Source organism: Streptomyces sp. NPDC045968 (genome assembly GCF_056430475.1).
Genome location: NZ_JBWKLF010000010.1, coordinates 136,277 through 160,395 on the forward strand (window position 1 = coordinate 136,277; position 24,119 = coordinate 160,395).

General features: G+C 69.6%; 21 protein-coding genes and 2 pseudogenes. 14 read left to right on the forward strand and 9 right to left on the reverse strand.

The genetic code is table 11. From position 1 onward, the window contains the following. Positions 1 to 71: 71 nt before the first annotated feature. Complete coding sequence (locus tag AC07FA_RS27280; protein WP_479078966.1) at positions 72 to 1,619, reverse strand: esterase/lipase family protein; 1,548 nt, start codon at positions 1,617 to 1,619, stop codon at positions 72 to 74. A 726-nt stretch (positions 1,620 to 2,345) separates the two neighbouring features. On the opposite strand from AC07FA_RS27280, the gene AC07FA_RS27285 reads away from it, so the two are divergent. After that, the gene (locus AC07FA_RS27285; protein ID WP_479078967.1) at positions 2,346 to 4,424 is read left to right on the forward strand and encodes a SpoIIE family protein phosphatase; all 2,079 of its coding nucleotides are present in this window, start codon (positions 2,346 to 2,348) and stop codon (positions 4,422 to 4,424) included. Between the two features lie 61 nt (positions 4,425 to 4,485). Here AC07FA_RS27285 and AC07FA_RS27290 read toward each other — a convergent pair whose 3' ends face one another. The 3 genes from AC07FA_RS27290 to AC07FA_RS27300 form a co-directional block, all read right to left on the reverse strand. Next, the gene (locus AC07FA_RS27290) at positions 4,486 to 5,448 is read right to left on the reverse strand and encodes a LysR family transcriptional regulator (RefSeq protein WP_479078968.1); all 963 of its coding nucleotides are present in this window, start codon (positions 5,446 to 5,448) and stop codon (positions 4,486 to 4,488) included. 81 nt (positions 5,449 to 5,529) lie between these two features. Continuing rightward, entirely contained in the window at positions 5,530 to 6,225 is a 696-nt protein-coding gene (locus tag AC07FA_RS27295; RefSeq protein ID WP_479078969.1) for a type 1 glutamine amidotransferase domain-containing protein, read from the reverse strand. A 219-nt stretch (positions 6,226 to 6,444) separates the two neighbouring features. Further along, positions 6,445 to 7,434 carry a GlxA family transcriptional regulator gene (locus AC07FA_RS27300; protein WP_479078970.1) on the reverse strand — a complete coding sequence of 330 codons (990 nt, stop codon included), beginning with the start codon at positions 7,432 to 7,434 and terminating at the stop codon, positions 6,445 to 6,447. Between the two features lie 87 nt (positions 7,435 to 7,521). Here AC07FA_RS27300 and AC07FA_RS27305 point away from each other — a divergent pair, with 87 nt between their 5' ends. Continuing rightward, positions 7,522 to 8,472, forward strand: coding sequence for an NADP-dependent oxidoreductase (locus AC07FA_RS27305; RefSeq protein ID WP_479079142.1), 951 nt, complete (start codon positions 7,522 to 7,524; stop codon positions 8,470 to 8,472). A gap of 11 nt (positions 8,473 to 8,483) precedes the next feature. On the opposite strand, the gene AC07FA_RS27310 is transcribed toward AC07FA_RS27305, so the two are convergent. Then, positions 8,484 to 9,122, reverse strand: coding sequence for a DUF998 domain-containing protein (locus AC07FA_RS27310; RefSeq protein ID WP_479078971.1), 639 nt, complete (start codon positions 9,120 to 9,122; stop codon positions 8,484 to 8,486). Between the two features lie 108 nt (positions 9,123 to 9,230). On the opposite strand from AC07FA_RS27310, the gene AC07FA_RS27315 reads away from it, so the two are divergent. Next, entirely contained in the window at positions 9,231 to 9,872 is a 642-nt protein-coding gene (locus tag AC07FA_RS27315; protein WP_479078972.1) for a class I SAM-dependent DNA methyltransferase, read from the forward strand. A gap of 85 nt (positions 9,873 to 9,957) precedes the next feature. Here the strand turns inward: AC07FA_RS27315 and AC07FA_RS27320 are convergent, their stop codons facing one another. Further along, entirely contained in the window at positions 9,958 to 11,625 is a 1,668-nt protein-coding gene (locus AC07FA_RS27320) for a hypothetical protein (protein ID WP_479078973.1), read from the reverse strand. Between the two features lie 157 nt (positions 11,626 to 11,782). Between AC07FA_RS27320 and AC07FA_RS27325 the strand changes: the two genes are divergently transcribed. Both AC07FA_RS27325 and AC07FA_RS27330 read left to right on the forward strand, forming a co-directional pair. After that, positions 11,783 to 11,944: a carbohydrate-binding protein gene (locus AC07FA_RS27325; RefSeq protein WP_479078974.1), complete on the forward strand. Its 162-nt coding sequence runs from the start codon at positions 11,783 to 11,785 to the stop codon at positions 11,942 to 11,944. Between the two features lie 157 nt (positions 11,945 to 12,101). Continuing rightward, positions 12,102 to 13,142, forward strand: coding sequence for a LacI family DNA-binding transcriptional regulator (locus AC07FA_RS27330; RefSeq protein WP_479078975.1), 1,041 nt, complete (start codon positions 12,102 to 12,104; stop codon positions 13,140 to 13,142). Between the two features lie 80 nt (positions 13,143 to 13,222). On the opposite strand, the gene AC07FA_RS27335 is transcribed toward AC07FA_RS27330, so the two are convergent. After that, on the reverse strand, positions 13,223 to 15,994 hold the full coding sequence (locus AC07FA_RS27335; protein WP_479078976.1) for a glycosyl hydrolase: 2,772 nt from the start codon (positions 15,992 to 15,994) through the stop codon (positions 13,223 to 13,225). Positions 15,995 to 16,231: 237 nt separating this feature from the next. On the opposite strand from AC07FA_RS27335, the gene AC07FA_RS27340 reads away from it, so the two are divergent. From AC07FA_RS27340 to AC07FA_RS27355, 4 genes are all read left to right on the forward strand, one after another. Then, positions 16,232 to 16,831 (forward strand): GNAT family N-acetyltransferase, encoded by a 600-nt coding sequence (locus tag AC07FA_RS27340; protein ID WP_479078977.1) that lies wholly within the window; start codon positions 16,232 to 16,234, stop codon positions 16,829 to 16,831. A 201-nt stretch (positions 16,832 to 17,032) separates the two neighbouring features. Continuing rightward, positions 17,033 to 17,227, forward strand: coding sequence for a hypothetical protein (locus tag AC07FA_RS27345; protein ID WP_479079154.1), 195 nt, complete (start codon positions 17,033 to 17,035; stop codon positions 17,225 to 17,227). 41 nt (positions 17,228 to 17,268) lie between these two features. Beyond that, on the forward strand, positions 17,269 to 17,811 hold the full coding sequence (locus tag AC07FA_RS27350; RefSeq protein ID WP_479078978.1) for a GNAT family N-acetyltransferase: 543 nt from the start codon (positions 17,269 to 17,271) through the stop codon (positions 17,809 to 17,811). 346 nt (positions 17,812 to 18,157) lie between these two features. Continuing rightward, entirely contained in the window at positions 18,158 to 18,664 is a 507-nt protein-coding gene (locus AC07FA_RS27355) for an SMI1/KNR4 family protein (protein WP_479078979.1), read from the forward strand. 533 nt (positions 18,665 to 19,197) lie between these two features. Here AC07FA_RS27355 and AC07FA_RS27360 read toward each other — a convergent pair. Continuing rightward, positions 19,198 to 19,731, reverse strand: a complete 534-nt coding sequence (locus tag AC07FA_RS27360; RefSeq protein WP_479078980.1) for a hypothetical protein — start codon at positions 19,729 to 19,731, stop codon at positions 19,198 to 19,200. 86 nt (positions 19,732 to 19,817) lie between these two features. On the opposite strand from AC07FA_RS27360, the gene AC07FA_RS27365 reads away from it, so the two are divergent. The 5 genes and pseudogenes from AC07FA_RS27365 to AC07FA_RS27385 all read left to right on the forward strand — a co-directional run bounded on the left by AC07FA_RS27365 (position 19,818) and on the right by AC07FA_RS27385 (position 23,237). Then, positions 19,818 to 20,159 carry a PadR family transcriptional regulator gene (locus AC07FA_RS27365; protein ID WP_479078981.1) on the forward strand — a complete coding sequence of 114 codons (342 nt, stop codon included), beginning with the start codon at positions 19,818 to 19,820 and terminating at the stop codon, positions 20,157 to 20,159. Beyond that, a complete protein-coding gene (locus AC07FA_RS27370; RefSeq protein ID WP_479078982.1) occupies positions 20,156 to 20,854 on the forward strand; it encodes a permease prefix domain 1-containing protein in 699 nt (232 codons plus the stop codon). The genes AC07FA_RS27365 and AC07FA_RS27370 overlap by 4 nt, the downstream gene beginning before the upstream one ends. A 40-nt stretch (positions 20,855 to 20,894) precedes the next feature. After that, positions 20,895 to 21,191: pseudogene (locus AC07FA_RS27375) on the forward strand (transposase family protein); the annotation flags it as partial. Between the two features lie 166 nt (positions 21,192 to 21,357). After that, positions 21,358 to 22,011 carry a GNAT family N-acetyltransferase gene (locus AC07FA_RS27380; RefSeq protein WP_479078983.1) on the forward strand — a complete coding sequence of 218 codons (654 nt, stop codon included), beginning with the start codon at positions 21,358 to 21,360 and terminating at the stop codon, positions 22,009 to 22,011. Between the two features lie 683 nt (positions 22,012 to 22,694). After that, on the forward strand, positions 22,695 to 23,237 hold the full coding sequence (locus tag AC07FA_RS27385; RefSeq protein ID WP_479078984.1) for an SMI1/KNR4 family protein: 543 nt from the start codon (positions 22,695 to 22,697) through the stop codon (positions 23,235 to 23,237). 86 nt (positions 23,238 to 23,323) lie between these two features. Here AC07FA_RS27385 and AC07FA_RS27390 read toward each other — a convergent pair. Continuing rightward, positions 23,324 to 24,075: pseudogene (locus tag AC07FA_RS27390) on the reverse strand (transposase). Between the last annotated feature and the right edge of the window lie 44 nt (positions 24,076 to 24,119).

Below are 24,119 nucleotides of genomic sequence, written 5' to 3' on the forward strand. Positions count from 1 at the left end.
GCCTCACTGTTCCGCGTAGACGGGAGAAGCGGTGGGAGGGGAAGGCGGAAGGAACGGAAGGACAAGGGGAGTCAGTTCCATGGGGAAACGACCAGCCGGACCTGCGCGTTCTCGCCGAGAATCGGCCAGGCGCTCGGCGGGAGGGAGATGTGGGCGACCCACATATGGCTGTCGGGGTCCTCGTCGCTCAGCGGCTCGCCGCTGAGGTCGAGATCCCGGATGGCGCCCGGGATGGTGGAGTTCCACGCGGCCCAGATCCCCGACCCGGATTCGCTCGTGCCGATGTCCACGATCAGTATGTCGTCGAAGTCGGCGGCCTGTTCCAGGTGATCCTTGAACAGGAGGACGCCGCGGCGCTCACGAATGGTGAGGATGCGCAGATGCAGGGCGTAGCGCATGGCAGGACTGCCGGGCGGCCGGGTGAGGGAACTGCCGAGGAAGACCGTCGCCAGGGCGACGGCTCCGTCGGACGGTTCGTCGGCCGGCTCGTCATCCGTCTGCTGCGGTGGTTGACCCGACAACTGGATGGGGCACCAGTGGGAGGCCAGCCGTTCGTGCATCACGATGGGCAGGCCACGGACGGACAGCTGTGCCTCCGCCTGCCAGGCGACGCAGTCCTCCGACGGGGGCAGGCCGTGGCCGACGAGCGCGGCCTCCACCTTCCGGTCGCCGAAGAGGAACCGACGCAGGTTCTGGTATCCCTCCTCCGAGTTGACCAGGCCGTAACGACCACTGTGGCTGCGGTGCACATAGGCCGTGTGCGCCCCCGGCACACGGGCGTTCTCGATCTGTACCAGCCCGTCGCTCCTGGCTCCCACGGCAGCCGCGGAGAGTCCCTGCGCGACCTCGTAGTCATGAGGGTTCGTGCCCACCAGGCAGAAGACACGCTCCCTGGGGAACGAGCCGTTGCCCTCCGGCATCTCGCGGGCGCTCCAGGACTCGGGAGGACCGTCCGGATCCGTGTCCCTCTCGGGTGTCAGGTATTCGTACATCCGGCGGGGGCCGAAGATGTCCGCACCATTGATGCCGATGGCGTCGCGGACCTTCTCCAGCAGTCCGAACCCGACGTCGAAGGCGATTCCCCCGTGCGGAGTGCCGTAGGTGAACAACTTGTCGACGCAGTCGGCCGGATCACGTCCGAGGTCGGGCAGCACCTTCTGCACAAGGCAGCGGCAGATGAGCCCTCCCATGGAGTGAGCCACGAGGTGGACACGCGGAGCGCCGCTCTTCTCCTTGAGCCTGTCGATCAGTTGAAGGAGGTCCGATGCCGCGTCTTCGAGCCGGAACTGCGAAGGCTCGCCGCTCCATGTGGTCGCGGAGGGATCGTAAAAGCGGTGAATCCAGACGCTGTCCGGCGGAATACGGTCGTGGCTCTGGAGGTAGGAGTCCTGGCCGCCTTCTACGAGGATCTCGTATCCCTCGTCGAGGTGGAGCCGCAGCAGCGGGCTTTCGAACTGGTGGAAGCTGGGCTGGTTGTCGACCCCGACCCGCACATGCGTGGACCCTTCGTTGAAACCATAAAAGGGGTCCTCGACCGCGCTGTTGATGCCTGAAGTATCCCCGGCGAATCCACGGACGTATACGAGGGGGAGCTTCGTCGGCTCAGGTGTGAGGTTCATGAGCATCTCCGCGGCGTATAGCCAAGCGGTCACCGAAGAGCATCCGGTGTCGTGCGCCTGTTCCGACCGTCGACCGAACCGTCGACCGATAGGGGACCGGCTCGTGCCGCTACCTGATTCGTCCGCAGAAGGGACTGCGAGACCAGCAGGGGCGGGAGTTGACTCAAGTCTATGTCTCCCGTCCGGCCCCGACCACCGGGAACGGCGGTCCGGCCGACGCCGGTCGGCGGAGCGCGAGGGGAGGCATCCACGTCCCATCTGCTCCCGCATTTCCCCGCGTTGCCCTGGTGCCCGTGTCTCGCGGCAGAGCGATGCGTCGGCCGCCGCCAAGGACCGCCGGGAACCGGCCCGTCCGCCAAGTCGTCGCGGCCACCGATCATTTCCTGCCGGCTCGTGCGGGCCGCCGGGAACGCGCCCCGGGCCCTCCGTACGGTCCGGGACGGGCCCGCTGCCTGGACGGGTGCTCCGTCCGAGTGCCGGGTCGCCTGCCAGTCGCGGCCGCCGAAGAGGCGCCGAGGGGGCCCCGGGTTCCGGGTCCGCTCGACGCGGCCCCGGCTCGGACACCGCGGCGTCGCCCCGGGCCGGTACGGGCGGGGCGCCGCTTCCGCCGAAACCCCGTGACGGAGCGCTGCGCGTACGACTGAAGCGGGGGAGTATGGGAGAGGTCACGGCGCCTTTAGAGGGAGTGCGATCACCGGCTGCCCGCGGCGGAAGGAGCGGCAGACGATGACTACAGACGGGTCCCAGGCCGATCTGGGCCCGCCCGGCCGGGCTGAGCTGCGCGGCTCGCCCCCGGGCGGGCTGCTGGACGTGCTCGGCGTGGCGGCCATCGTCCTGGACTCGGACGGCCGGATCGTGTTCTGGAGCCCCCAGGCGCAGGAGCTGATCGGCTACAGCGCCGAGGAGGCACTCGGCCGGCTCGCGATCCAGCTGCTGGTGGCGGACGAGCACGTCGATCTCGTGCTCCGGCTGTTCGGCGAGGTGATGTCCGGCGAAGGGAGCTGGGCGGGCACCTTCCCCGTACGGCACAAGGACGGCGGAACACGGCTGCTGGAGTTTCGCAACATGAGGCTCCTGGACGACCTCGGGGACGTGTACGCCCTCGGGCTGGCCACCGACCAGGCCACCCTGCGCAGGGTGGAACGCGACCTGGCCCTGTCGGTCCGGTTGGTCGACCAGTCACCGATCGGGCTGGCCGTCGTGGATACGGACCTGCGGTACGTGATGGTGAACCCCGCGTTGGAGCGGATCAACGGTAAGTCCGCCAAGGACCACCTCGGCCGGAGCGTACGAGAAGCGCTGCCGTTCCTGGACGCCGACACCGTCGAATCCGCGATGCGACAGGTCCTGTCCACCGGCGTCCCCCTGGTGGACCAGTACACCGTGGGCCGCACACAGGACGACCCGGACACCGAGCACGCCTGGTCGGTCTCCTTCTACCGCCTGGAGGACTCCAGCGGGAAGGTACTGGGCGTGGGCGTCTCGGCGGTCGACGTGACCGACCGGCACCGCGCGGCTCTGGACGCCGAACGCGCCCGGCACCGCCTGAGCGTGGTCGCCGACGCCTCCGTGCGCATCGGCACGACGCTGGACCTGGATCAGACCGCCCGCGAGCTGGCCGATGTCGCCGTACCCGAGCTCGCCGACATGGGCGCGGTGGACGTTCTCGAGGCCGTTCTGAACGGGCACAGGAACCCCGATCCCTCGCACGGGCCGGCGGTGTTCCGCGCCCTGGCCGTCGCCACCGCCTATCCCTCCGACGCCGTCGCGGCAGCCGACCCTCCGGGTGAAGTGGCCCGCTACGACGCCGAACGGCTGATCGCCCGCTGCGTCAACACGCGCCGGCCCGTCATGGTCCCGCACGTGAGCGAGGCCGATCTGCGTCTCATCGCCCGCGACGCCCGGTCTGCCGCCCTCCTCGCCGAGGCGGGCGTCCATTCCTATCTGGCCGTCCCGCTGATCGCCCGGGGGGAGGTCCTGGGGGCCCTGGACCTCGCACGCGCCCGCAACCCGCTGCCCTTCACGGATGACGACGCCACTCTGGCCGGCGAACTGGCCGCCCGTGCGGCCGTGTGTATCGACAACGCCCGCTGGTACCAGGCGCAGCGGGACACGGCACTCACCCTCCAGCGCAGTCTTCTGCCCGACCCGCCCCGGTGCCTGTACGGACTCGAGGTCGCCTCCCGCTACCAGCCCGCGGGCGCCTCGATCGAGGTGGGCGGCGACTGGTTCGACATCCTCTCCCTGAGCGGCGACAGGACCGCGCTCGTCGTCGGCGACGTCATGGGCAGCGGCATCAACGCCGCCACGACCATGGGACGACTCCGCACCGCCACCCAGACGCTCGCGGGTCTGGACATGTCGCCCGCGGACGTGCTGCGCAACCTGGACAGGATCACCGCGGGGCTCGACCCGTACATCGCCACCTGCATCTACGCGCTCTACGACCCCCACAAGGCGCAGTGCCAGATCTCCACCGCCGGGCACCTGCCTCCCATCCGCATGCGGCCGGGACACGCACCCGAACTCCTCGACCTGCCCACCGGCGCCCCCCTGGGGGTGGGCGGCGTCCCCTTCCGCACCACCGCCGTCGACCTGGACCCGGGCGACCAGCTGCTCCTGTACACCGACGGCCTGGTCGAGACCCGCGACCAGGACATCGACACGCGCCTGGACGCCCTCCTAGGTCTCCTCTCCGGACCACAGCGCAATCTGGAGAAGACCTGCGACCACCTGCTGGCCGCGCTGCGTCACCCCAACAACCACGACGACGTGGCCCTGCTCATCGCCCGCATCCGCCGCTGAACCGATGTGCCGCCCGGGCGGCGGCCAGGCCGCCGAGCGGCTCGTCCGCCTCGCGTGGCACTCACCAGCTCCGTCCCACCCGGAGCAGCAGGTCCCGGACCCGAACGACGTCCGGGTTGTCCGGAGTGCCGGGCCGCTGGACGAGATAGCCAGTGTTGATGGGCGGGTCTTCCGGTTCGTGCAGGGGGACGAGGGCCCCGGAGGCGAGTTCGTCGAGGCAGAGGTAGCGCGGGAGGACGGTGTAACCGGCCCCTGCCACGACCGCGGCGCGTACACCGCGCAGGTCGGGCACGGTGACGGCCGCCGTGCAGGACAGGCGTGTACCGAAGACATGACGCCAGTAGCGGCGGGCGATCGGGAGATCCTCCGCGTACGTGACGAGCGGGACGGTGTGCAGTGCGGCCGGGCCCACGGTGGCGAGGCGCGGCTTGAGGCGTTCGGCCCAGGAGGGCGCGGCGACCAGCACGAACTCCTCGTCCATGAGCGGCACGGCGGTCAGCGTCCTGCCGCGTGGGCGGGCCGTGGCGATCACCAGATCGTGGCGTCCCGCGCGCAGCTCCTCAAGGAGCGGATCGGTGAGGTCCATGCTCACCCGGAGCCTTACGCCCTCGGCGGTCAAGGGGGCGAGCGCCGGCAGGACGAGGGTGCACAGCAGCTCGGCGGGCCCCGCGAGGTGTACGGGAGCGGAGCGTTCGTCCGTCGCTGTGCTCTGCCCGGTGGCGGCGGCGAGCGCGTCGAGGGGTGCGGCCACGCGAGCCACGAGGTCGTGGGCGACGGCGGTCGGGGCGACTCCGCGCGGCAGGCGCTCGAAGAGTTCGCGGCCCGTCTGACGCTCCAGCGTACGGATCTGCGTCGTCACCGTCGGCTGGGAGAGCCCCAGGAGCTTGGCGGCGGCGGTGAACGACCCGGAGCGGTACACCGCCAGGAACGTACGCAGGAGGTTCAGGTCCGCCGCGAGAGGCGCGGTGGGCGGCGGAGTGGCGTGCGGCGGAGAACCGTCGCCATCGAGATCCGTATGCCTCATGCGGTCACCCTAATGATTCCTATGTCTCCCCGGCCGACCGTGCGTCCGTACGCGCCCGGGTCGCCGCCGAGCCGGTCGGCGTCAGGCCAGCTTCTTGAGTAGCTCGGCTGCCAGCGGGGCGGAGGAGGCCGGGTTCTGGCCGGTGACGAGGTTGCGGTCGACGACGACGTTCGGCGCCCAGGGCTCGCCGGTCCGGACCTCGATCCCGGCTTCGACGAGGCGGGTCTCCAGCAGCCACTTCGCCTTGTCGGCGAAGCCGGCCTGCGTCTCCTCGACGTCGGAGAACGCGGCCACCCGATAGCCGGCGAAGGCGTTCGTGCCGTCCGCGTGGGTCGCCGCCAGGAGTGCGGCCGGAGCGTGGCAGACGACGGCCAGCGGCTTGCCGGACGCGAGCGTGTCGATCAGCAGCCTGCCGGAGGTGGCGTCGACGGCGAGGTCCTCCATGGGGCCGTGGCCACCGGGGTAGAACACGGCGTCGTAGTCGCTCAGCTTCACGTCCTCCAGCCGGATCGGGTTCTTGATCTCGGTGAGGGCGTCGAGGGCGGCGGCGACCTTGTCGGCGCCTTCCTGGCCGCCGTTCGCCTCGGGCGCGAGGCTGCCCTTGTCCACGGTCGGGACGACGCCGCCCGGTGTGGCGACGACGACCTCGTGGCCTGCCGCCTTGAACGCCTCGTACGGGGCGACGGCTTCCTCGGCCCAGAAGCCGGTGGGGTGCTGGGTGCCGTCGGCGAGCGTCCAGTGGTCGACGCCGGTCATCACGAAAAGAATCTTGGACATGGGGTTGTCTCCGGTCTCCGGGGTTACCGGGCCCGTCCGGGCCCGGATGAGGTGGTCGCGCATCGACGTTTCTGCGCGTGCTGACCTGGGACGCAGATCGTCGTCAGTGCGGCGATGTCCCCGAACTTAGCCTCGCGCTCCGTAGATTTTCCAATGGAGAATCGCATGTCTGGTATTGGAATTCGGATGGCTTGCTGGGAACAACCCGGCGCCAGAGGCTCAGAGCGCCGCCCCTTCCGGGGCCGCCGCACCCGGATGCACCGACCCGCCGCGGAACGTACGCCGGTAGGCCAGCGGGGAGACTCCGATCGAGGCGTGCAGGTGCTGGCGAAGCGAGGTGCCGGTGGCGAAGCCGACCTGGCCCGCGATGTCGTCCACGGGCAGATCGGTGGACTCCAGCAGATACCGGGCGCGAGCCACCCGCTGCTGGATCAGCCAGCGCCCCGGGCTCATGCCGACCTCCTCGTTGAACCGGCGGGCGAAGGTCCGCAGACTCATCCGGGCGTGGTCGGCGAGCTCGCGCAGGGTGAGTGGCTCGTGCACGTTCTCCAGCGCCCACTGCCGGGTGGCCGACGTCCCGTTCGCCACCTCGTCGGGCACGGGCTGTTCGACGTACTGCGCCTGCCCGCCGTCCCGCCACGGCGGCACGACGCACGCACGGGCCACCCGGTTGGCGACGGCGGCGCCGTGGTCCTTGCGTACGAGGTGCAGGCACACGTCCACCCCCGAGGCCGCGCCGGCCGACGTCACCACGTCCCCGTCGTCGACGAAGAGCACGTCCGGGTCGAGGGCCACCTGCGGGAACCAGTCCCGGAAGGTGGCCGCCAGCGCCCAGTGCGTCGTGGCGGGCCGGCCGTCGAGGAGCCCCACGCCGGCGAGCAGGAACGCACCCGTGCAGATGGACACGATGCGGGTGCCCGGAGGGATCGAGGCGAGCGCCGCCCGGACCTCGGCCGGGACCTCGCGGGTGAGCAGCGCAGGATCGTAGGGCGGGATGACCACGGTCCCGGCGGTGTGCAGCGCCTCCGCGCCGTGCTCGACAGTGACGGAGAAGTCGGCGTTGGTACGTACGGGCCTGCCGTCGACGGAGCAGGTCAGGACCTCGTACCGGCCCTCGGCGGAGCCGAGGACACGGCTCGGGATGCCCAGTTCGAAGGGGTACACCCCGTCCAGGGCGAGAACGACGACACGGTGAGCACGAGGTGGCATGGCACGATCCTGTCGAAAGATGGCAATCGTGCCATGGTACGCGGAGCGGGTACCCGCGAAGCTGGGTCCATGACCGACAACGCCACCATGCGCGCCATCAGCCAGGACACCTACGGAACGCCCGACGTGCTCAAGGAGACCGAGCTCCCCAAGCCGACTCCGGGCCCGAGCCAGATCCTCGTCGCCGTCAAGGCGGCCGGGCTCAACCCCACCGACTGGAAGCACCGGGCGGGCGGCCTCTTCCTGGACCGCATGCCGCTCGTTCTCGGCTGGGACGTCTCCGGTGTCGTGGAGGCGGTCGGTTACGGCGTCACCCTCTTCAAGCCGGGCGACGAGGTCTTCGGCATGCTGCCCTACCCGTACGGCGTCGGGGCACACGCCGAGTACGTGACCGCGCCCGCCCGGGCCTTCGCCCGCAAGCCCGCAGGCATCGACCACATCCAGGCCGGCGCGCTTCCCCTCGCGGCGCTCACCGCGTACCAGGCGCTCGTCGACACCGCGGGCGTGACCGCGGGGCAGCGCGTCCTCGTCCACGCGGCAGCGGGCGGCGTCGGCCACCTCGCCGTCCAGATCGCCAAGTCCCGCGGCGCGTACGTGATCGGCACCGCGAGCGCCCCCAAGCACGACTTCGTCCGTTCCCTCGGCGCGGACGAGGTCATCGACTACCGGACCACCGACTTCCGGGACGTCGTCCAGGACATCGACGCGGTCCTCGACCCGCTCTCCGGTGACACCCGCATCCGCTCCCTCGACGTCCTGCGCCCCGGCGGCGTCCTCGTCTCCCTTCTGCCGGGCACGGACCCGGACGAGGCGGCGAAGGCCGCCGAACGCGGCGTACGCGTGGAGACTCTCCTCGTCGAAGCCGACCACGCCGGCATGAACGCCGTCGCCGGCCTCGTGGAGTCGGGTGCCCTGCGCGCCCATGTCGAGGCGGTCTTCCCGCTTGCCGAGGCGGCCAAGGCCCACGCCCTGGGCGAGACCGACCGCACCACCGGCAAGATCGTCCTGCTCGTGGACGGGGCCTCCGCCGAGGCGTAAGGGTCTGTACCTCACACCAGTTGATCGTCGCGATTGGTCTGCCGCACGCAGGAGAGGACCACCACAAGAGGCCAGATCGACTGTGCGAACGTCAGGACGCGTTCAGCGGCCCCGGCGGTGTCGTGCACGAACAGCGCGAGCAGGAACCAGGCACCGCCGAGCCACATCAGCGCGGTGGCGACGAGGGACGGCCCCGGGCGCAGACCCCACGGCGCGGCCTCCGTGAGCGGCAGCCCCGCCGCGCGGCGCCGCCCGGGGGCCTCGCGCCGTACGGCCAGCACGGGCCACAGCGCGAGAAGAGCGAACCCGACCGCGACCACAGCGCCATGTTCCATGGAACCGCCGCTGCTCGGCGCGGGGAACACGGGCAGCAGCATCGCCGACACTCCGCCGCCGCACAGCGCCAGGCGTCCGGGGTACGCGGCGGGCCGCAGCCCCCACGCGGTGACGACGTGGCAGACGCCGAGCGCGATCAGGGACGAGGTCATCACCCAGTACCCGCTGGCACCGTTCGACGCCAGGATGCTGATCGTTTTCGACGCGGGGTCGTACTCCGGCCCCTGGAGCGCCGCTGAGATCGACCAGCCGCCGACCAGCAGGATCGGAGCACACACCGAAGAGAACAGGACCCACCAAGGGACAGACCGCATGGGAAGACCGTAAGACGCCCCAACATCCCCTCCCCGAAGCACACGCGGGTGGGGCCTGCTTTTGAAGGGGCACGCCTGTTCCACCGGCCACATGGCATGCTGGGACGCATGGGTGATCATGACCATCACAACTCCGTACGCCACAGCTACGACACGGTGTCCGAGGAGTACACGGCCCGGTTGCACGACGAGCTCGCGGAGAAGCCGCTCGACCGGGCGCTCCTGTCCTCTCTCCTGGAGCAGACCGAACCCGGACGTGTGATCGCCGATCTCGGCTGCGGCCCCGGGCACGTGGCAGCCTGGCTCGCCGAGAGGGGGGCGCGGACGGTCGGAGTCGATCTCTCGGCGGGCATGATCGAGGCCGGTGGCCGCCGGTTCGCACAGGTGGAGTTCCGGCAGGGCAACCTGCTGGAACTGCCCGCAGGTGAGGGGGAGTTCGGCTCCGCAGTCGCCTTCTATACGATCATTCACCTGGCCCCCGGTGAGCTGCACCGCGCCTTCGAGGAGGCGAGACGGGTACTGCGGCCCTCCGGGCTCCTTCTCCTCTCCTTCCACATCGGTGACGAGGTCGTGCACCGTGACGAATGGTGGGGCCATGGCGTCGACATCGACTTCCGCTACTTCGAGCCCGCGTACGTCACCGGACTGCTGAAAGCGGCCGGCTTTACGGTGGAGATGCAGATGGAGCGCACCCCTTACGCCCATGAAGCCGCCACCCGCCGGGCCTACGTCCTGGCCCGCCGCACCTGACGCTGCCTCAAACGCGCCCGCACGAAGTGGCATTGCGGAGTGCGGTCGAAAGTCGGCACGAAGCACCGTCATGTCGACGGCGTCCCTAGGACAGCGCGAGTACCGCGTCGATCCGTTCGCGTAGGTCCTCGTCCTGGAGAAACGCCCTGTAGTCGCCGTACTGCGACAGCCTGCGGTCGGCGGACCGGAGCGTGATCAGTGCCTCCCGGACCGGTGGGGAGGGGGAGTGCCCGTGGTGGATGAGCGAGGCCAGGGCGGAGCTGAAGGTCCAGTGCGGCTCCTGCTCGTCGGAGGTGAAGGCCAGCACCGTCGCCTCCGCCTGCGACGCTTCCATCAGCGGCGGCTCCCACAGCGGCGGGTGCGGTTCCGTCTCACCGGGGAGCATCGGGTCCTCACCCCACGCCTGGAGCACCTCCCGGAGTTCCCGTACCAGCCAGCCCGCGCGGGCGACCTCGTCCCGCAGCGCCTCCCGCACGGCGGGCAGTAGCTCTCCCGCGTGTGCGCCCAGGGGCCGGAGTACGTCGCCGACGTCCGGCCGGCGCGGGTCGCCGAGGCAGTAGCCCCGGCCCTGCATGTCCCGGTACGGCGCGACGAGCCGCTCGACGAGACCGGGCAGCGCACGCGGGTCCCCGATCCGGGTCAGTGCCCACCGTGCGTGGTCGCCGACGGTGCCGTCGAAGAACTGGGACTCACCGGGGTCGTCGAGGAGGGCGGCGAGCCGGTCGGCGTACGGGGCCGACCGGCGGCCGAGCACCGCCAGCAGATGCACCGCTTTGTAGCGCACGTCGTCGTCCGGATCGGCCAGCAGGCCGGCCGCCGATGCCAGCAGCGGGATGGCTGTCGACGGCCGGTCCACCAGCAGCCGCCACGCTTCGTCCAGCGCGCACCGGCGCAGTTCCGCGTCGCCCGTCCGGCTTCCGGCCGCGGCGAGACCGGTCACGAACGAGACCGCCAGCGGCGTGTCGTCCCCCAGGAGGTGCACGACCCAGCCCGCGACGGCATTGCGGTCGTAGGGGTACTCGCAGTTCAGGGTGTACCAGACCTGCTCGAACTCCGGGGCGAGTATCGGATCGGTCAGGATCTCCAGCACCATCGGCCAGGCGCGCAGTGGCGCCTGCGGGTCCAGGGAAGCCGTGGCGACGACGGCTGCCACGCGCAGCACCCGGTCCTCGCCATGGAGGAGGCGGTCCAGCACCGCGCGCACCTCGGCAACCGTCGCGCCCGCACGGTCCTCGACGGCCGCGGCCTCGCCCAGCGCGAGCGACAGGGCCACCCGGACCGAGCGGTCGCTCTCCTCGTGCCACCGCTCCAGCAGGCAGCCGGTCCGATCGGATATCAGCCGCAACGCGGCCCGCCGCATGACCGGGTCGGCGTCGCTCAGCAGCCTCCGCAGCCGCGGCCACTCCCGCCGCCAGGCCGTCTCCCAGCCCGGGTCCGACACACCGGCCTCAGCGGCCGCCGCGTTGGCGTCGAGTCCCGCGATCACGTCGACCACGTCGGGTCGCGCCACCGTCTCCGGATCAACGGCGAGGTCCACCAGGAACGGCAGGGCGGCTGTGCACGCGTCGGTGACCCGTCCCGAGTCCAGGAGGAGGTCTTGCAGATCGCCATGCGCCCGCCCCAGGGCCTCCGGCCTGGTGTGGGCGTCCGCCCGCGCGATCCGGCGCAGCACCTTCGGCACGTCGGTGGCCGACAGGTCCGGCCGTACCGCCTCCAGCCCGCGCCAGTCCACCGCTTCCAGCCCTTCCAGCATGTCTCCCCCTGCCCGCCCTCGCGGGTACCCCCCGCGTCCTGATCACCCTCTCACCGGTCGGTGGAGGTGCGGCGCCGAGGTGATCGGGAGGCGGCGGTGCACGTGGGAGGATTTCCGCAGACCGACAGCGTGTCGGTCTGCGGAAAGGAAGTCCTCCATGGCAGCGGGATTCTCGGAGTGGAAAGTCAACCGGCAGTATTCGGCGAACGACCGGGTCACGTACTTGGGCAAGCAGTACCGCTGCTCGGTGACGCACAAGTCGAACTCCGCGTCCAACCCGAAGACGGCCGTCAAGATGTGGCAGAAGCAGACCGACTGAGCCACGTCCGCTCGACGGGAGACGGCCTCGCGCTGTCGCCGCCCACCGTGGTCGGAGCGCTCCGACCGCGCTGACCGGGCAGCGTTACGCTTAGCCGGTCCGGTGGTCGAGATGGTCGGCCCGTGCCGCCGCCGTCCAGTGACGAGGAGCTCCCGCCTTGCCCAAGCAGCCCCCCGGGTCCCGCCCCACCCTGGAAGCAGTCGCGGCGCGTGCCGGTGTCTCCCGGGCCACCGCGTCCCGGGTTGTGAACGGGGGAGACGGGGTCCGCCGGCCACTGGTCGACAAGGTCCGCCAGGCGGTCGAGGAGCTCGGATACGTACCGAACCCTGCCGCCCGGACCTTGGTCACCCGGCGGACCGGAGCCGTGGCCGTGGTCATCGCGGAGCCCGAGAACCGTATCTTCTCCGATCCGTTCTTCTCCCAGCAGCTCCGGGGCATCAGCAGGGAACTGGCCGCCCACGACACACAGTTGGTCCTCCTGATCGTCGAGGGACCCGACGACTTCGACCGCGTCGCACGGTATCTGTCCGGCGGCCATGTCGACGGTGCCCTGGCGTTCTCCCTGCACACGGACGACCCGTTGCCGGCGATCACCAGGCGAGCCGGGGTGCCGACGGTGTACGGCGGCAGACCGAGCTGGGGTGCGGCCCCTGGCGACCGGGCCGTGCCGTACGTGGACGCCGACAACCGGGGCGGCGCGCGCGTGGCCGTGCAGTGGCTGCGGGACCTCGGACGGGAGCGGATCGCGCACATCGCGGGGCCTCCCGACCAGACCTCTGCCATGGACCGGCTCCACGGCTACCGGGACGTCCTGCTGGACGTGGACCCGACGCTCGTCGCCGAGGGGGCGTTCACCGTGGAGAGCGGAGCGCGGGCGATGGCGGAGCTGCTGGAGCGGCGGCCGGACCTGGACGCGGTGTTCGCCGCCAACGACCTGATGGCCTCGGGCGCTCTGCGCGTGCTGCGGGAGCGGGGCATCCGGGTTCCCGAACAGGTGGCCCTCGTCGGCTTCGACGACATGGACTCGGTGGCCGAGGCCACCGATCCGCCGCTGACCACCGTACGGCAGGACATCGAGGGCCAGGGCCGGCTGATGGCCCGGCTGCTGCTGCGCGGTCTGAGCGAGGACCCCACGGATGCCGACGGGCCCGACTCCGTGATCACCCCGACCACACTGGTGCGGCGGGCCTCGGCCTGAGGGGCACGAGGGCCGCCGCACCTGGGTGCGCGCAGCCGATCAGGGATCAGCCGCTCGCGATCATCGGCGACCAGCAGTCATCAGACGTACGGGATCTTCAGCACGGCCCCGTCCGTACCGGTCTGCACCTGGGACGTACCACTGTTCAGCGCGTTCCAGATCTCCAGACGGACCGTGCCGCCGCGGAGGTTGCCCAGGCTTCCGGTCACCGCTTTCGTGCCCACCGCCTGGGTGTACTCCTCCCACCCCGTGACCGGGTCGGTCGCGAAGTAACGGAAGGTCTCGGCCCGGTCGAAGGTGCCGTCGCCGGTCAGGTCGTAGCTGACCCTGACCTGCGGGGCGAGCCCGACCGTCGTTCCCGCGTCGACCCGGAGGCGGAACGTGGTGGACGCGCCCGAGGCGAGCGTGCCGTCGACATTCCTGACCTCGTAGACCGTCGGCCTGTACGGCGTCCCGTCCCGGTTGACGCCGTCTGCGGACGCCACGGTGTCCGCACCCGCCGCACCGTCCGTGGCGGTGGTGAGCGTACCGCCGGACTTCAGCCGGAAGGTGTTGCCGGTGGGCGGGTCAGGGTCGGGGTCCCCGCCGCCCGTGCCCGTACCGGTGGCCGTGGAGCGGGCCGGGACGGAGAGGGTCGCGCCGTCGGAGAAGGTGACCGTGCGGGCCGTGGAGCCGTGGTTGTGGGCGGAGTAGGTCCGGACGCCGTTCTTCACGAAGACGGCTGAGGTAGGGATGTTCCCGCTGATCGTCAGGTCCGGGGCACCCAGCCCGTCGAGCGTCGTGATCCAGTGGTACGTGTGCGCCTTGGACTCACCCTGCTCCGGTGCGTAACCGGCGTTGCCCGCGTCCCACTTGGCCTTCGCCGCGGCCGGATCGGCCAGCGACTCGAACTCCCACAGCAGATCGCGCCACTCGACGGCCGGTCCGCCGTTCTCGCGCTCCATCTCGGCGATGTTGCGCTTGATCGCGGCCTTCTCACGGGCCAGGTGCAGCGAACCGCCGGTGACCGGCAGGACGTTGATGCCGTGGATCTCCTCCGGATTCGCGGTCCACCAGGTGGAGTACGCGCCCCCGCTGCCCCAGACCATGCCGACCGTGTCGTGCCCGAAGGAACCGGGGAAGACCTGCTGGTCGGCGTCGAACCAGTACTGCGTGATCGCCTCCGACTCGGTCGTCAGCAGATAACTGCCGAGGTCGCGCAGTGCCGTGTCACCCGTCGCCGAGCCCCACAGCACGAGCCCGGCGCTGAGGTTGATGGATTCCGACGAGGACTCCTGGTTGTTGCCCGCCGCGAATCCCTGGTGCCCGGAGGCCCAGCTGTGTCCCGCGTACACGTCGAAGCCCCGCAGGAACGGGAACGCGGTGTCCGTGCGGCTGGGGTTGGCCGCGTCGCGCACGAGGGTCTTGACCATGGTGCCCCAGGCGGAATCGGCGGCCCACGCCTGGTCGTACTGGGCGACGATCGCCGCCGCGTACACGTAGTAGCTGTAGTGGAAGTGGTGGTCGTTGAGCTCGGTGTCGCTGCCGTACGAAGCCGGGTAACCGGTCAGGGTCTTCCAGTCCTTGTCGTAACTGAACTCGCTGGCCCCGCCCGCCGTGAACCACTCCTGCAGCCGGCCCTTCATCAGGCCGAGCAGCTTGTCCCGGATGCCCGGCTGGCCGATCTGGTCGGCGACGGGCACCAGTTGGGCGAGGCGGCCGAGCGCCTTGCCGGTCCAGTAGGTGTCGCCGGCTCCGGAGAACGGGTCGGAGGCGTTCGCCACCTCGTTGAGATATCCGGTCAGCCGCGCCTTGTCCACGCCGCTCGACGCGGGGAGCGCGGGCAGCACACCGAGGTTCTTCTGGCTGGTGGTGAAGGAGGCGGACTCCCGCACCTTCATGGTGCCGCGCGGAGACACGTACGTGTAAGGCGTGAGCGCGTCCGATGTGTGCAGCCACTGATGCCGGTAGAGCGCCTGGAGCGTGCCACGCTCGGTGCCCTCCTTGGCCTCGGTGGTCAGGCTGTAGGTGGCCTTGACCGTGCCGCCGGTGGACTCCCAGCTCACGGTGGAACCGGTGACGAAGCTGAAGGCGTACTTGCGGTACGTCGCGAGCGCGTCGGTGGACGGGAGGACGGCGAGCGAGAAGTAGTCCTTGCCGCCGAGCCCGGCGGTGATGGCCGAACCGGAGACCGTCCAGTCACTGCCTGTCGGGGCGAACAGCGCGTAGTGGTGACCCGCGACCGTGATGCCGAGGACGTTCCCGTTGTCGGCGAAGACGGTCGGTGTACCGGCCGTGGTGATCCGCGCGTCACCGCCGGAGCCCTTGGCGTACACGAACGGCATGCCGTGCCCGATGGTCGTACGCAGCGTACGGGCGCCGTCGGACCAGTAGGGGGTGACCGTCCAGTCGGACCAGCCGTCGGCCTTGGTGTCCGGGGAGTTGAGGCCGCTGAGCCCGACGGTGAGGTCGGCCTTGTGGGCGTACTCGTACTGGCGGCCGCCCCCGACGACCGCAGGAGTGGTCGGGTAGCCGACCTCCAGTCCGCCGGAGGTGGCCTGGTAGGTGAGCGGGTGTCCGTACATGGGGGTGGAGTACGGGTTGTCGCCATAGCGCTGGTAGGCGAGCGAGCTCCACCAGTCGTTGGTGGGGACCGGCTTGGCCCGTGCCGCCGCGGTGAGCTTGGGTGTGACGGGGGCTCCGGTGTTCGTGGTGGGTCCGGAGGTACCGGCGGGACGGGCGTCGGAGTAACTGCCGGCACCGGCGGGGACGGTGGCGGCCGCCGCCGGGGACGCGGCAGGGCCCAGACCCACGGCGGCCAGGGCGATGGCCAGCATCGTCACCGCGGCAGGTCTGGAGAAGGAGGCTTGCATGAGCAGCACCTCGAAGTCGTGGGAGGGGGGCGGAGGCGCCGTTGAGAGCGCTCTCAGGTGTCAAGGAACGTAAAACTCCTGAAACCTAGTGTCAATAGAGCGCGCACCAGGGGCAGTTGATGATGACCGAACGTCGTGATGTGTTCGAGTCTTGATGGCGGGGGAGGTGATGGCGCCCGCCGAAGGGTTCGGAATATCCGATCGACACCCTGATGGTGCCGGCGTTAGCTTGCCGGCATGCCAGAACTGCGTACCGATCGCCTTCTGCTCCGCCGGTGGCGGGAGTCCGACCTCGAACCGTGGGCGGCGATGAACGCCGATCCCGAAGTCCGGGAGTACCTGGGTGAGCTGCTGACGCGCGAGCAGAGCGATGCCACGGTGGCACTCATGCGGGCCGAGTTCGACGAGCGCGGCTTTGGCTGGTGGGCGCTGGAAGCACGGGAGACGGGCGAGTTCGTCGGCCGCGTCGGCTTCGACGAGGTGGGCGAGGACATGCCGTTCACGGGAATCGACATCGGCTGGCGGTTGACGCGCTCGGCGTGGGGCCACGGGTACGCCACCGAGGCCGCCCTGGCTTGCCTGGCCTTCGGCTTCGAGAGCCTCGGGCTGCCGGAGGTCATCGCGTGCACGACCGTCAACAACCGTCGTTCCCAGGCGGTGATGCGCCGGATCGGCATGACCCGCGACCCGGCCGACGACTTCGAGGACCCGAGCGTGCCCCCAGGACCGCTGCGCCGGTGTGTGCTCTACCGGACGCTCCGCAAGACGTGGAGCGACCACGGGGCGGGGCCGACGCCGGGCCGGGTGCCGCCTGCTCCACCGTCGCTACGAGCGTAAGAAGCCGAGTTCCCTCGCTGTCGTCACGATGGCGGCGCCACGACGTAGGGATGGTGGGTCCGGTCCGGGTCGGCCAGGCCGTGCGGAGCGATCGTCACACCGGGCCCAGGGCGGACGTCAGAGGTCGCCCTCGCTGCCTGACTGTGTCATTGGGGGAGGGCGGGACAGAGTGCGGCCGCGGCCGCCCGTGTCGACGCGGTCGTGCGCCTTGGCGTTCTCCTCCAGCGGGAAACGGTCGCCGATGCCGACCGTGAGGGTTCCGACGGCGGCTGCGGCGGTGAGGTATGCCGCCTGCACCGCCGCTTCCAGCGCAGAGACGAGCACTTCCTGGCCTTCGCCGGCATCGCAGGCGCCCTGATCCGCTCCAGCCGCTGCACCAACTGCGCCGACCGCTAATCCGTTTGCCGTCACCGAGCCCGGTCGGATAGGAATCTCGCATGCTAAACGGCACCAAGGTCGGGCTCAGGGCCCGGCACGATGACGACATCCCGATCCTGCGGGCTGAGCTCTACGACGACGTGGTCAACTCCTCGCGGGCCGAAGGCGGGCCGTGGCGGCCGATCACGCCGGGCTCGAAGGACCCGCGGCTGGTGGTGGACGACAAGGAGCAAGGGCACGTCCCGTTCTCCGTGGTGGAGCTGGACGGCGGCACGCTGGTCGGCACCGCGACGCTGTGGGGCATCGACAACCACAACCGGTCCGCGCACGTCGGCCTCGGACTGCTGCCGTCCTGCCGCGGCAAGGGCTATGGCACCGACGTGGTCGCGACGCTGTGCCACTACGGCTTCGTCGTGCGCGGCCTTCAGCGGCTGCAGATCGAGACACTGTCGGACAACGCCGCGATGCTGCGCTCCGCCGAACGCAACGGCTTCGTACGCGAGGGCGTGCTGCGCTCCTCGGCCTGGGTGATGGGCGAGTTCCTGGACGAGGTGCTGCTCGGCCTCCTCGTCCAGGACTGGAAGCCGGACTCGCAGAACTAGGCTGCTGATTGCCGGTCAGGGGCGGATCGCGCAGCGGACATGGACGACCGAGAACCAGGAGGGCGACGTGGCCCCGGATGGGCGGGCCCGGTCCTTCGACCGACAGGCGAGGCGTCCAGGCCGAGGCCACCTCAGACCTGGAGGCGCCGGTCACGTCTACCGTTGCGCCCGATGCCGCAGTCCAGTTCGCCGAGCGCTACCTTGAGTTCGGCGGAGAGAGAATGTGTACGGGACGTACCGGCCTCAGAGGCGAACAGCTTGGCGATCCCGGCCTCCATGCCCACGCGCCGGCCGTCGTCGGGCCTCGCGGGCGGTCTACAGGGTGAGTTGACGGGCGGATGTGCGTGTGGCGCGATTCGATGAAGTGAGGGCGACCTTCTGGGGTGACGGCCTGTATGGGGTTCAGCCGCCGTTGACCAATGCGGCTGTCCAGCACGCCGAGGCCCAGCTCGGGATCCGTCTGCCGTCTGCGTTCCTGGAGCTCCTGCGGGACCAGAACGGCGGCGAGGTGGAGGACCGCTGGGACGCGTTCCCGACCGATGTGCCGACTTCGTGGAGTGAGGCGCATGTTCCGCTCGACACGATGATGGGCATCGGCAGTCACGATGATCAGACGTCATTGTTGGACACTCCCTACTTGGTGGAGGAGTGGGGCCTGCCGTCCCCGATCGTCTTGTTCTCGGGCGATGGACATTGCTGGATCGCGCTCGATTACCGGGTTTGCGGCCGACAGGGGGAGCCTTCGGTCACGTGGTTCGACACGGACAGAGACTCGGAACTCGCCCTGGCGGCGGACTTCAGAGCCTTCGTCGAGGGCCTGACCGCTGCCCGTACTTTCGACGCCGACGCCTGATCAGCCGCCTCGACCGGCCCCGCTCAAACATCGGGCACGTGCTGCGCACCTCGGCTCGGGTCGGCTTCGCACACGTTCCGCACGGCTGGCTCCGTTAGCCCCAGGCGCGCCGCCTGCTCGACCGGATCACCGGGACCCTTATCGGCGTCTTCGGCATCCGACTGGCCTCGAGCGAATGACCAGACAGCACCACCACACACTGCTCCACTCTTCCCGTACTCGGGCCGCCCGGGCAGACGGCAGAACTTCCGATGCCCTTCACGTATGGGTTCGGCTGGCTCGGGCGTGCTTTCGGATCTCCCGGAGGGCGAGCAGTCCGCCGACTCCCGGAATCAGGGAGCGCCATCGGGCGCCCGATGAGAGGGTCGGCGGGATCATGTAAGTGGCTGCGATGACGACCAGGTAAGCGGTGCCGTGTATCGGGCCGAGTAGCTTCGAGACCGCAGGGGTGTGGGTGCTGAGCAGGTTGCTCAGCAGGGCGGCCAGGGATATGGCTTCGGCCCCTGCCGCGATCCGCAACGTACGCACCGGAGTCACGCACCCGTGGTCGAGCCGGGGCGAACGATCATCAGGACGACGACGACCGCCCACAGAACGTTGAAGATGCCGGTGAGCATGGTGAGGCGCGTCGCCACGGGACGTGCCTCTTCCAGCGCGGGCACCTCCTCGATGAGCAGCTCGTGTGCGAGTGCTTGCCGCGCGGGCACGTCCTGCGTGGGTGCCTCCCGGGCCAGGGCGAGTAGGCGCTGCTGCCCGGGCAGGATGGCCATCGCAAGAAGGGCCGCGGCGATCGTGGTCAGAACGAGTGAAGTGATCAGCCAGGCATCGGTGAGGACGCCGAGCTGGGCGCCAGTGGCGATCCCGAACACCGGAACGGCGAGACCCGCGAGTGCGTAGGCGCGGCAGATGCGATGCAGGAGTGCGGCGATCCCGGTGGATCGGCTGCCCTCCTCCCCGGCGGCGCATGCCTGCAGCGCGTAACGGGGGAACATCGAGGCGGCCACGGTGATCGACCCGACGGCCAGGATCGCCGCGAGGACGTGTACGGACAACAGCAGCTTGGTCACTGTGGGGTGCCTCCATGTACGAGCACGAATGTGTTGGTTGCCAATACATACACTGCCTACGGCAATGTTGGGTAGGCTGCCTACTTATGAAGGCGGACGCGGTGCGAGGGCACCTGGATGGACTGTTGCTGGCCGTGCTCGAGACGGGCCCGCTGCACGGTTACGCGATCATTGCCGCGGTTCAGGACCGCAGCGGAGGCGTACTCGAACTGCGCACGGGCACGATCTACCCGGCTCTGAACCGGCTGGAGCGGATCGGGTTGCTGAGCAGCAGCTGGCAATCCACCGGTGAAAGACGTCGGCGATGCTACGAACTCACCGACGCCGGACGACGGATGCTGGCCAACGAGCGAACGGCGTGGAGTGAGTTCACCCTCGCGATCGGCTCGGTCCTGAACCCCGCCGCAGCGGCCGGCCTGGCCACATGAGTGTCACCGATCGGCCGGCCGATCCCATCCAGGACCACATCGCCGCCCTGACAGCCGCCCTGCACGGTCCGGTCAAAGCCAAGGCCCGGATGATCGAGGACATCCACGACGGTCTCACGGACACGGCTGAGGCCCTCGCCAACGAAGAAATGCCCTACCAGCGTGCTGCTCAGCAGGCGGTGCGAGAGTTCGGGACGCTCGACGATCTCGTGCCGGGCTGCCAACAGGAACTGACCATCGCCCAGGCCAGGCACACCGCCCGCGCCGTCGCTCTCACGGCCCCGTTCCTGATCGCGTGCTGGTACCTGGCCCGCACCGTCGACCACGAACAACCCTGGCAACTCCCTTACGCGGCACAGGTACTGGCCGTACACCTGGCCGGTGTCGCGACCGCAGCCGCGCTGCTCGCCGCAGCGACGCTGGCCGCGACCGGAGCCCTTGCCCGGCGACTGCCCACGCCGCGCCGGCTGCCCCTCCTGGTCGCCTGGGCCGGTACAACCGCCAGCGCCGCCATGGCGGTGACCACGCTCGCGCTCGCCACTGCCTCGGCCCTGGCCACGAACTGGCTCCTGCTCGCGTTCGCCGGCGCGCTCGCAGCCGCCTCCCACGCCGCGATAGCTGCTTCAGCCCGTGCTTGCCGCCATTGCGCCCGGCTGCCCCTCACCCACCCCGCCGAGTCCCCGGCGCTGGGATGAGGATCAGCGAGCCCCAGGGCGCGTCCGCGGAGGAGATCGTCGCATCAGCGACCGGATCGTCTTCGACAAGATGCTGCAGCTTCTGCGCTTCGGCTGCTCGTACCAGGCGATCACCGACAAGACCCGCTCGCCCACCACGATCCGCAACCGTCGCGACGAGTGGATCCGACTGGGCGTGTTCGCCCGGCTCAAGCAGATCGCGCTGGAGTCCTACGACCGGATCGTCGGCCCCGTCCTCGATCGGATCGCCGTGGACGGCTCCATCACCAAAGCTCCCGGAGGCGGCGAGGTGGTCGGCCGCTCACCGGTCGACTGCGGACAGCGGGGCCTGAAACGACTTAGAGAAAACCACCGTCTAAGAGGGCGGTTCGTGGGCAGATGCCCCTGTCTGCATTGAGGGTGTGGCAGGAGATCTGATTCGTGGCGTCGTCGGCCGCTACTTCTTGGTAAGGCGCCCCGTGTAATGTGCAGTCGCGTTCTGCACTTATTACGAAGGGACCCGCATGGACGCCGAAGTCGTACGTTCATGGGTGGAGGGCTGGGTTGTCTCACGCGGAGCCGCGCCGCCGGTGTCCGAGCCCTGGGGCTTCACCGTCGACGTCGGGCTGACCGGTCAGGTCACCCGGCACGTGCTGATGGATGCTGACGAGTCACTGGTCCGCAAACTGACGGAGACGGTTACCGTCCCGAACACCTGGCTCAAGCTCTTCCTGCCGCGGCAGACTGTCGCCCCGTGGGCAGCGCCCGGCTGGCGCTTTGATGACGACGGTTTCCTGATGGCGGCACTGCTGCACACAAACGCCGCAGCGGCCCCCGACGGCTACCAGGTGCGTACTTGGGCGCGGGGCGGCGTCACGCGGGTGCTCGTTATGGCGGAGGATGGTGCGTTCGCCGCCCGTGGTCAGGTCGCCATGCCTGGGCCTGGGGGCACCGCTGTCTTCGACCAGGTCGAGACTTCGCCGGCCCACCGTCGCAAGGGACTTGGCAGCCTCGTCATGAGAACGCTTGAGAACGCCGCTGTTGCTGCGGGCTCCTCGTCTGCTGTGCTGGCCGCGACGGTCGAGGGGCGGGCGCTTTACGAGTTCCTGGGGTGGCGCACCCACGGCCCGCTGACCAGTATGGTCCGCGAGGTTCCGCCACAGAGGCTGGAGATTTGAGCAGGCGTTCGCGGGCCGGTATCTCTTTCCTGGTGAGCGGGTCAGCGCGTCGCTGGCTGCTGTTTCCTGGTGAAGTTGCCGGTGCCGGATTCGGTGAGCACGCCTAGCTTGACCAGGCGGTTCAGCTTGGCTCGGGTGCCCTCGACGTCGCCCAGTGGACGCGAGAGGCGGACAAGGGCGGACGAGGACGGGTGGTGCTCGTAGTCGCGGACCGTACGCCGGGCGCAATATCAAGGCCAGCGTCCACGGTCTGGAAGCCACGGAGACTGAACGGCACTTCGAGATGCACCTCTACCGGCAGCTCAGGCCACTGCTTGACACCCATTCCGAGGAACTCGGCCGCACCTGGATACGAGAGGCTCAACTCTCCAGATCAACTGCTAGATCGTCAAAACAAACGTCTAGACATAACTGAGCGATTTCAGCTTCGCCACTCCAGGGTGAGGACGGCCTTGGCGACCTTGGCTGGGCCCGCCGGGCGCAGCTGCTTAGTTTGTGAGGAGTTGGCGGGTGGCCACCTCGCTGAGCGGCCGGTCCTGCACTTCGGGGCGGAAGGTGGTCGTAGGGGAGGGGGCAGGAAGCCTGCTCGGAGTAACGTCCCTGCGGGGTCCTCAGGTCGGCGCTCCGCAGCCCCTGCAGTGGCGCAGTCGTATGGGGCATCCATGTAGAGAGGGCAGAGGGGAATGAGCGTGGTGGAGAGCTGGTCCCGCGTGATGAATCTTCTTCGGCAGCATGCCCCGGCCGATCACGCGGATCTGCCTGGGCCCGCTACGGAGCAGATGCTCGCGGGCGCCGAGGAACGGATGGGTATCTCCCTCCCTCAGGATCTGCGGGCGTGGCTGTTGCAGAACAATCTGGATCTTCCTGAGGAAGATGTGGACGACGAGGTGGCATGTTGCGGCTTCGCCGGGTTCCCGGACGAGGGGAGCTTCTTTCTGGGCACCCGGGCGATGGAGAAGCTCTACGCGAATCACCCCTTGTCCGGTGGGGGCGAATGGCGCGAGGAGTGGATCCCGTTTCAGTCGGACCGGGACGGCTGGATGGGACAGTTCATCGATGCGAGGGACGGACGTATCGGCAGATGGTTCGTGGGTGCGCCCACGGTCACCGGCGAGTACGCGTCACTGGCTCACTACTTCGACTCCGTGGCGGAGATGCTGACGAGGATCGGCGCGGGGGACTATCCGGTCTGTTCCGTTGCCGAAGGGCGACTCGTCTGGTCGTGAGACAAAAATTCGCCGCGTCGGTCCCACTGGATGACCGTCACCGCCAAAGCCGTCCTTCCTGGGGAGGCGACGGTGAGGAAGCATTTTTAGCGTTGACGCTCCAAGGTGAGAACGGCCGCGGCGATGGCCGTCATGCGGTTGGGACTGACGGGGGCTTTGCGGAAGACGTGCCAGGACTTCAGCCTCGCGACGCTTCGTTCGACTGGTGCTCGTCCCGCTGACAGGGCCCGGTTGACGGTCCGCTGGGTCGGGCTGAGGTCCTGGTGCGGAAGTCGCTTGATCGGCGTGGTCACCCAGGAGCCGGCCCCGATGCAGGCGCGGTCGGCAAGGACCGAAATGCCCTGGCGCTCGCAGATCCGGATGACTTTGTGGGTGCGGGCTGCCGTCAGGTCATGGGTGCGGCCGGACAGGGCGGGTGAGATCCACAGCAGGTTGCCTGCGGGACCGGCAACTACCTGCACGTTCACGCCGTGGCGGCGGTGCTTCTGGGAGAAGTCGGCCCGGCCGTCACCGACGCGGTCGCACTCGGCGAGTGTTCCCTCGAGCAGGACGTGCTCGGGATCCCTCTCCCGCAGGGCACGCGGCAGCCCCGGCGCCCGCCGGGACAGGTGACCGACGAGGGTCGTCACGTAGGCGTGGGCGGTGCCGACGGATATGCCGAAACCGGCGGCGATCTGCGCGAGCGTGTCTCGTGTCGGCGCAAGTAGACCAGGTCGACGAGAGCGCGCTGGTGAGGCGGGAGCTTGCAGCGGCGGTCACCCTCACGGGTGGCGATGAGCATGGTTACCCACTCAACCAAAGCCTGCGGCAGGTCGAGTGCGGCACGATAGGGAACCAACGAGAGGGCTACGCTGCTGAGTTGAGACGTTGAACACCTCCCTC

What these genes read in the sequence shown, in the direction of transcription:
- AC07FA_RS27280 (WP_479078966.1), bottom strand. Translation starts at nt 1,619, where the DNA reads ATGAACCTCACACCTGAGCCGACGAAGCTCCCCCTCGTATACGTCCGT.
- AC07FA_RS27285 (WP_479078967.1), top strand. Translation starts at nt 2,346, where the DNA reads ATGACTACAGACGGGTCCCAGGCCGATCTGGGCCCGCCCGGCCGGGCT.
- AC07FA_RS27290 (WP_479078968.1), bottom strand. Translation starts at nt 5,448, where the DNA reads ATGAGGCATACGGATCTCGATGGCGACGGTTCTCCGCCGCACGCCACT.
- AC07FA_RS27295 (WP_479078969.1), bottom strand. Translation starts at nt 6,225, where the DNA reads ATGTCCAAGATTCTTTTCGTGATGACCGGCGTCGACCACTGGACGCTC.
- AC07FA_RS27300 (WP_479078970.1), bottom strand. Translation starts at nt 7,434, where the DNA reads ATGCCACCTCGTGCTCACCGTGTCGTCGTTCTCGCCCTGGACGGGGTG.
- AC07FA_RS27305 (WP_479079142.1), top strand. Translation starts at nt 7,522, where the DNA reads ATGCGCGCCATCAGCCAGGACACCTACGGAACGCCCGACGTGCTCAAG.
- AC07FA_RS27310 (WP_479078971.1), bottom strand. Translation starts at nt 9,122, where the DNA reads ATGCGGTCTGTCCCTTGGTGGGTCCTGTTCTCTTCGGTGTGTGCTCCG.
- AC07FA_RS27315 (WP_479078972.1), top strand. Translation starts at nt 9,231, where the DNA reads ATGGGTGATCATGACCATCACAACTCCGTACGCCACAGCTACGACACG.
- AC07FA_RS27320 (WP_479078973.1), bottom strand. Translation starts at nt 11,625, where the DNA reads ATGCTGGAAGGGCTGGAAGCGGTGGACTGGCGCGGGCTGGAGGCGGTA.
- AC07FA_RS27325 (WP_479078974.1), top strand. Translation starts at nt 11,783, where the DNA reads ATGGCAGCGGGATTCTCGGAGTGGAAAGTCAACCGGCAGTATTCGGCG.
- AC07FA_RS27335 (WP_479078976.1), bottom strand. Translation starts at nt 15,994, where the DNA reads ATGCAAGCCTCCTTCTCCAGACCTGCCGCGGTGACGATGCTGGCCATC.
- AC07FA_RS27340 (WP_479078977.1), top strand. Translation starts at nt 16,232, where the DNA reads ATGCCAGAACTGCGTACCGATCGCCTTCTGCTCCGCCGGTGGCGGGAG.
- AC07FA_RS27350 (WP_479078978.1), top strand. Translation starts at nt 17,269, where the DNA reads ATGCTAAACGGCACCAAGGTCGGGCTCAGGGCCCGGCACGATGACGAC.
- AC07FA_RS27365 (WP_479078981.1), top strand. Translation starts at nt 19,818, where the DNA reads ATGAAGGCGGACGCGGTGCGAGGGCACCTGGATGGACTGTTGCTGGCC.
- AC07FA_RS27370 (WP_479078982.1), top strand. Translation starts at nt 20,156, where the DNA reads ATGAGTGTCACCGATCGGCCGGCCGATCCCATCCAGGACCACATCGCC.
- AC07FA_RS27380 (WP_479078983.1), top strand. Translation starts at nt 21,358, where the DNA reads ATGGACGCCGAAGTCGTACGTTCATGGGTGGAGGGCTGGGTTGTCTCA.
- AC07FA_RS27385 (WP_479078984.1), top strand. Translation starts at nt 22,695, where the DNA reads ATGAGCGTGGTGGAGAGCTGGTCCCGCGTGATGAATCTTCTTCGGCAG.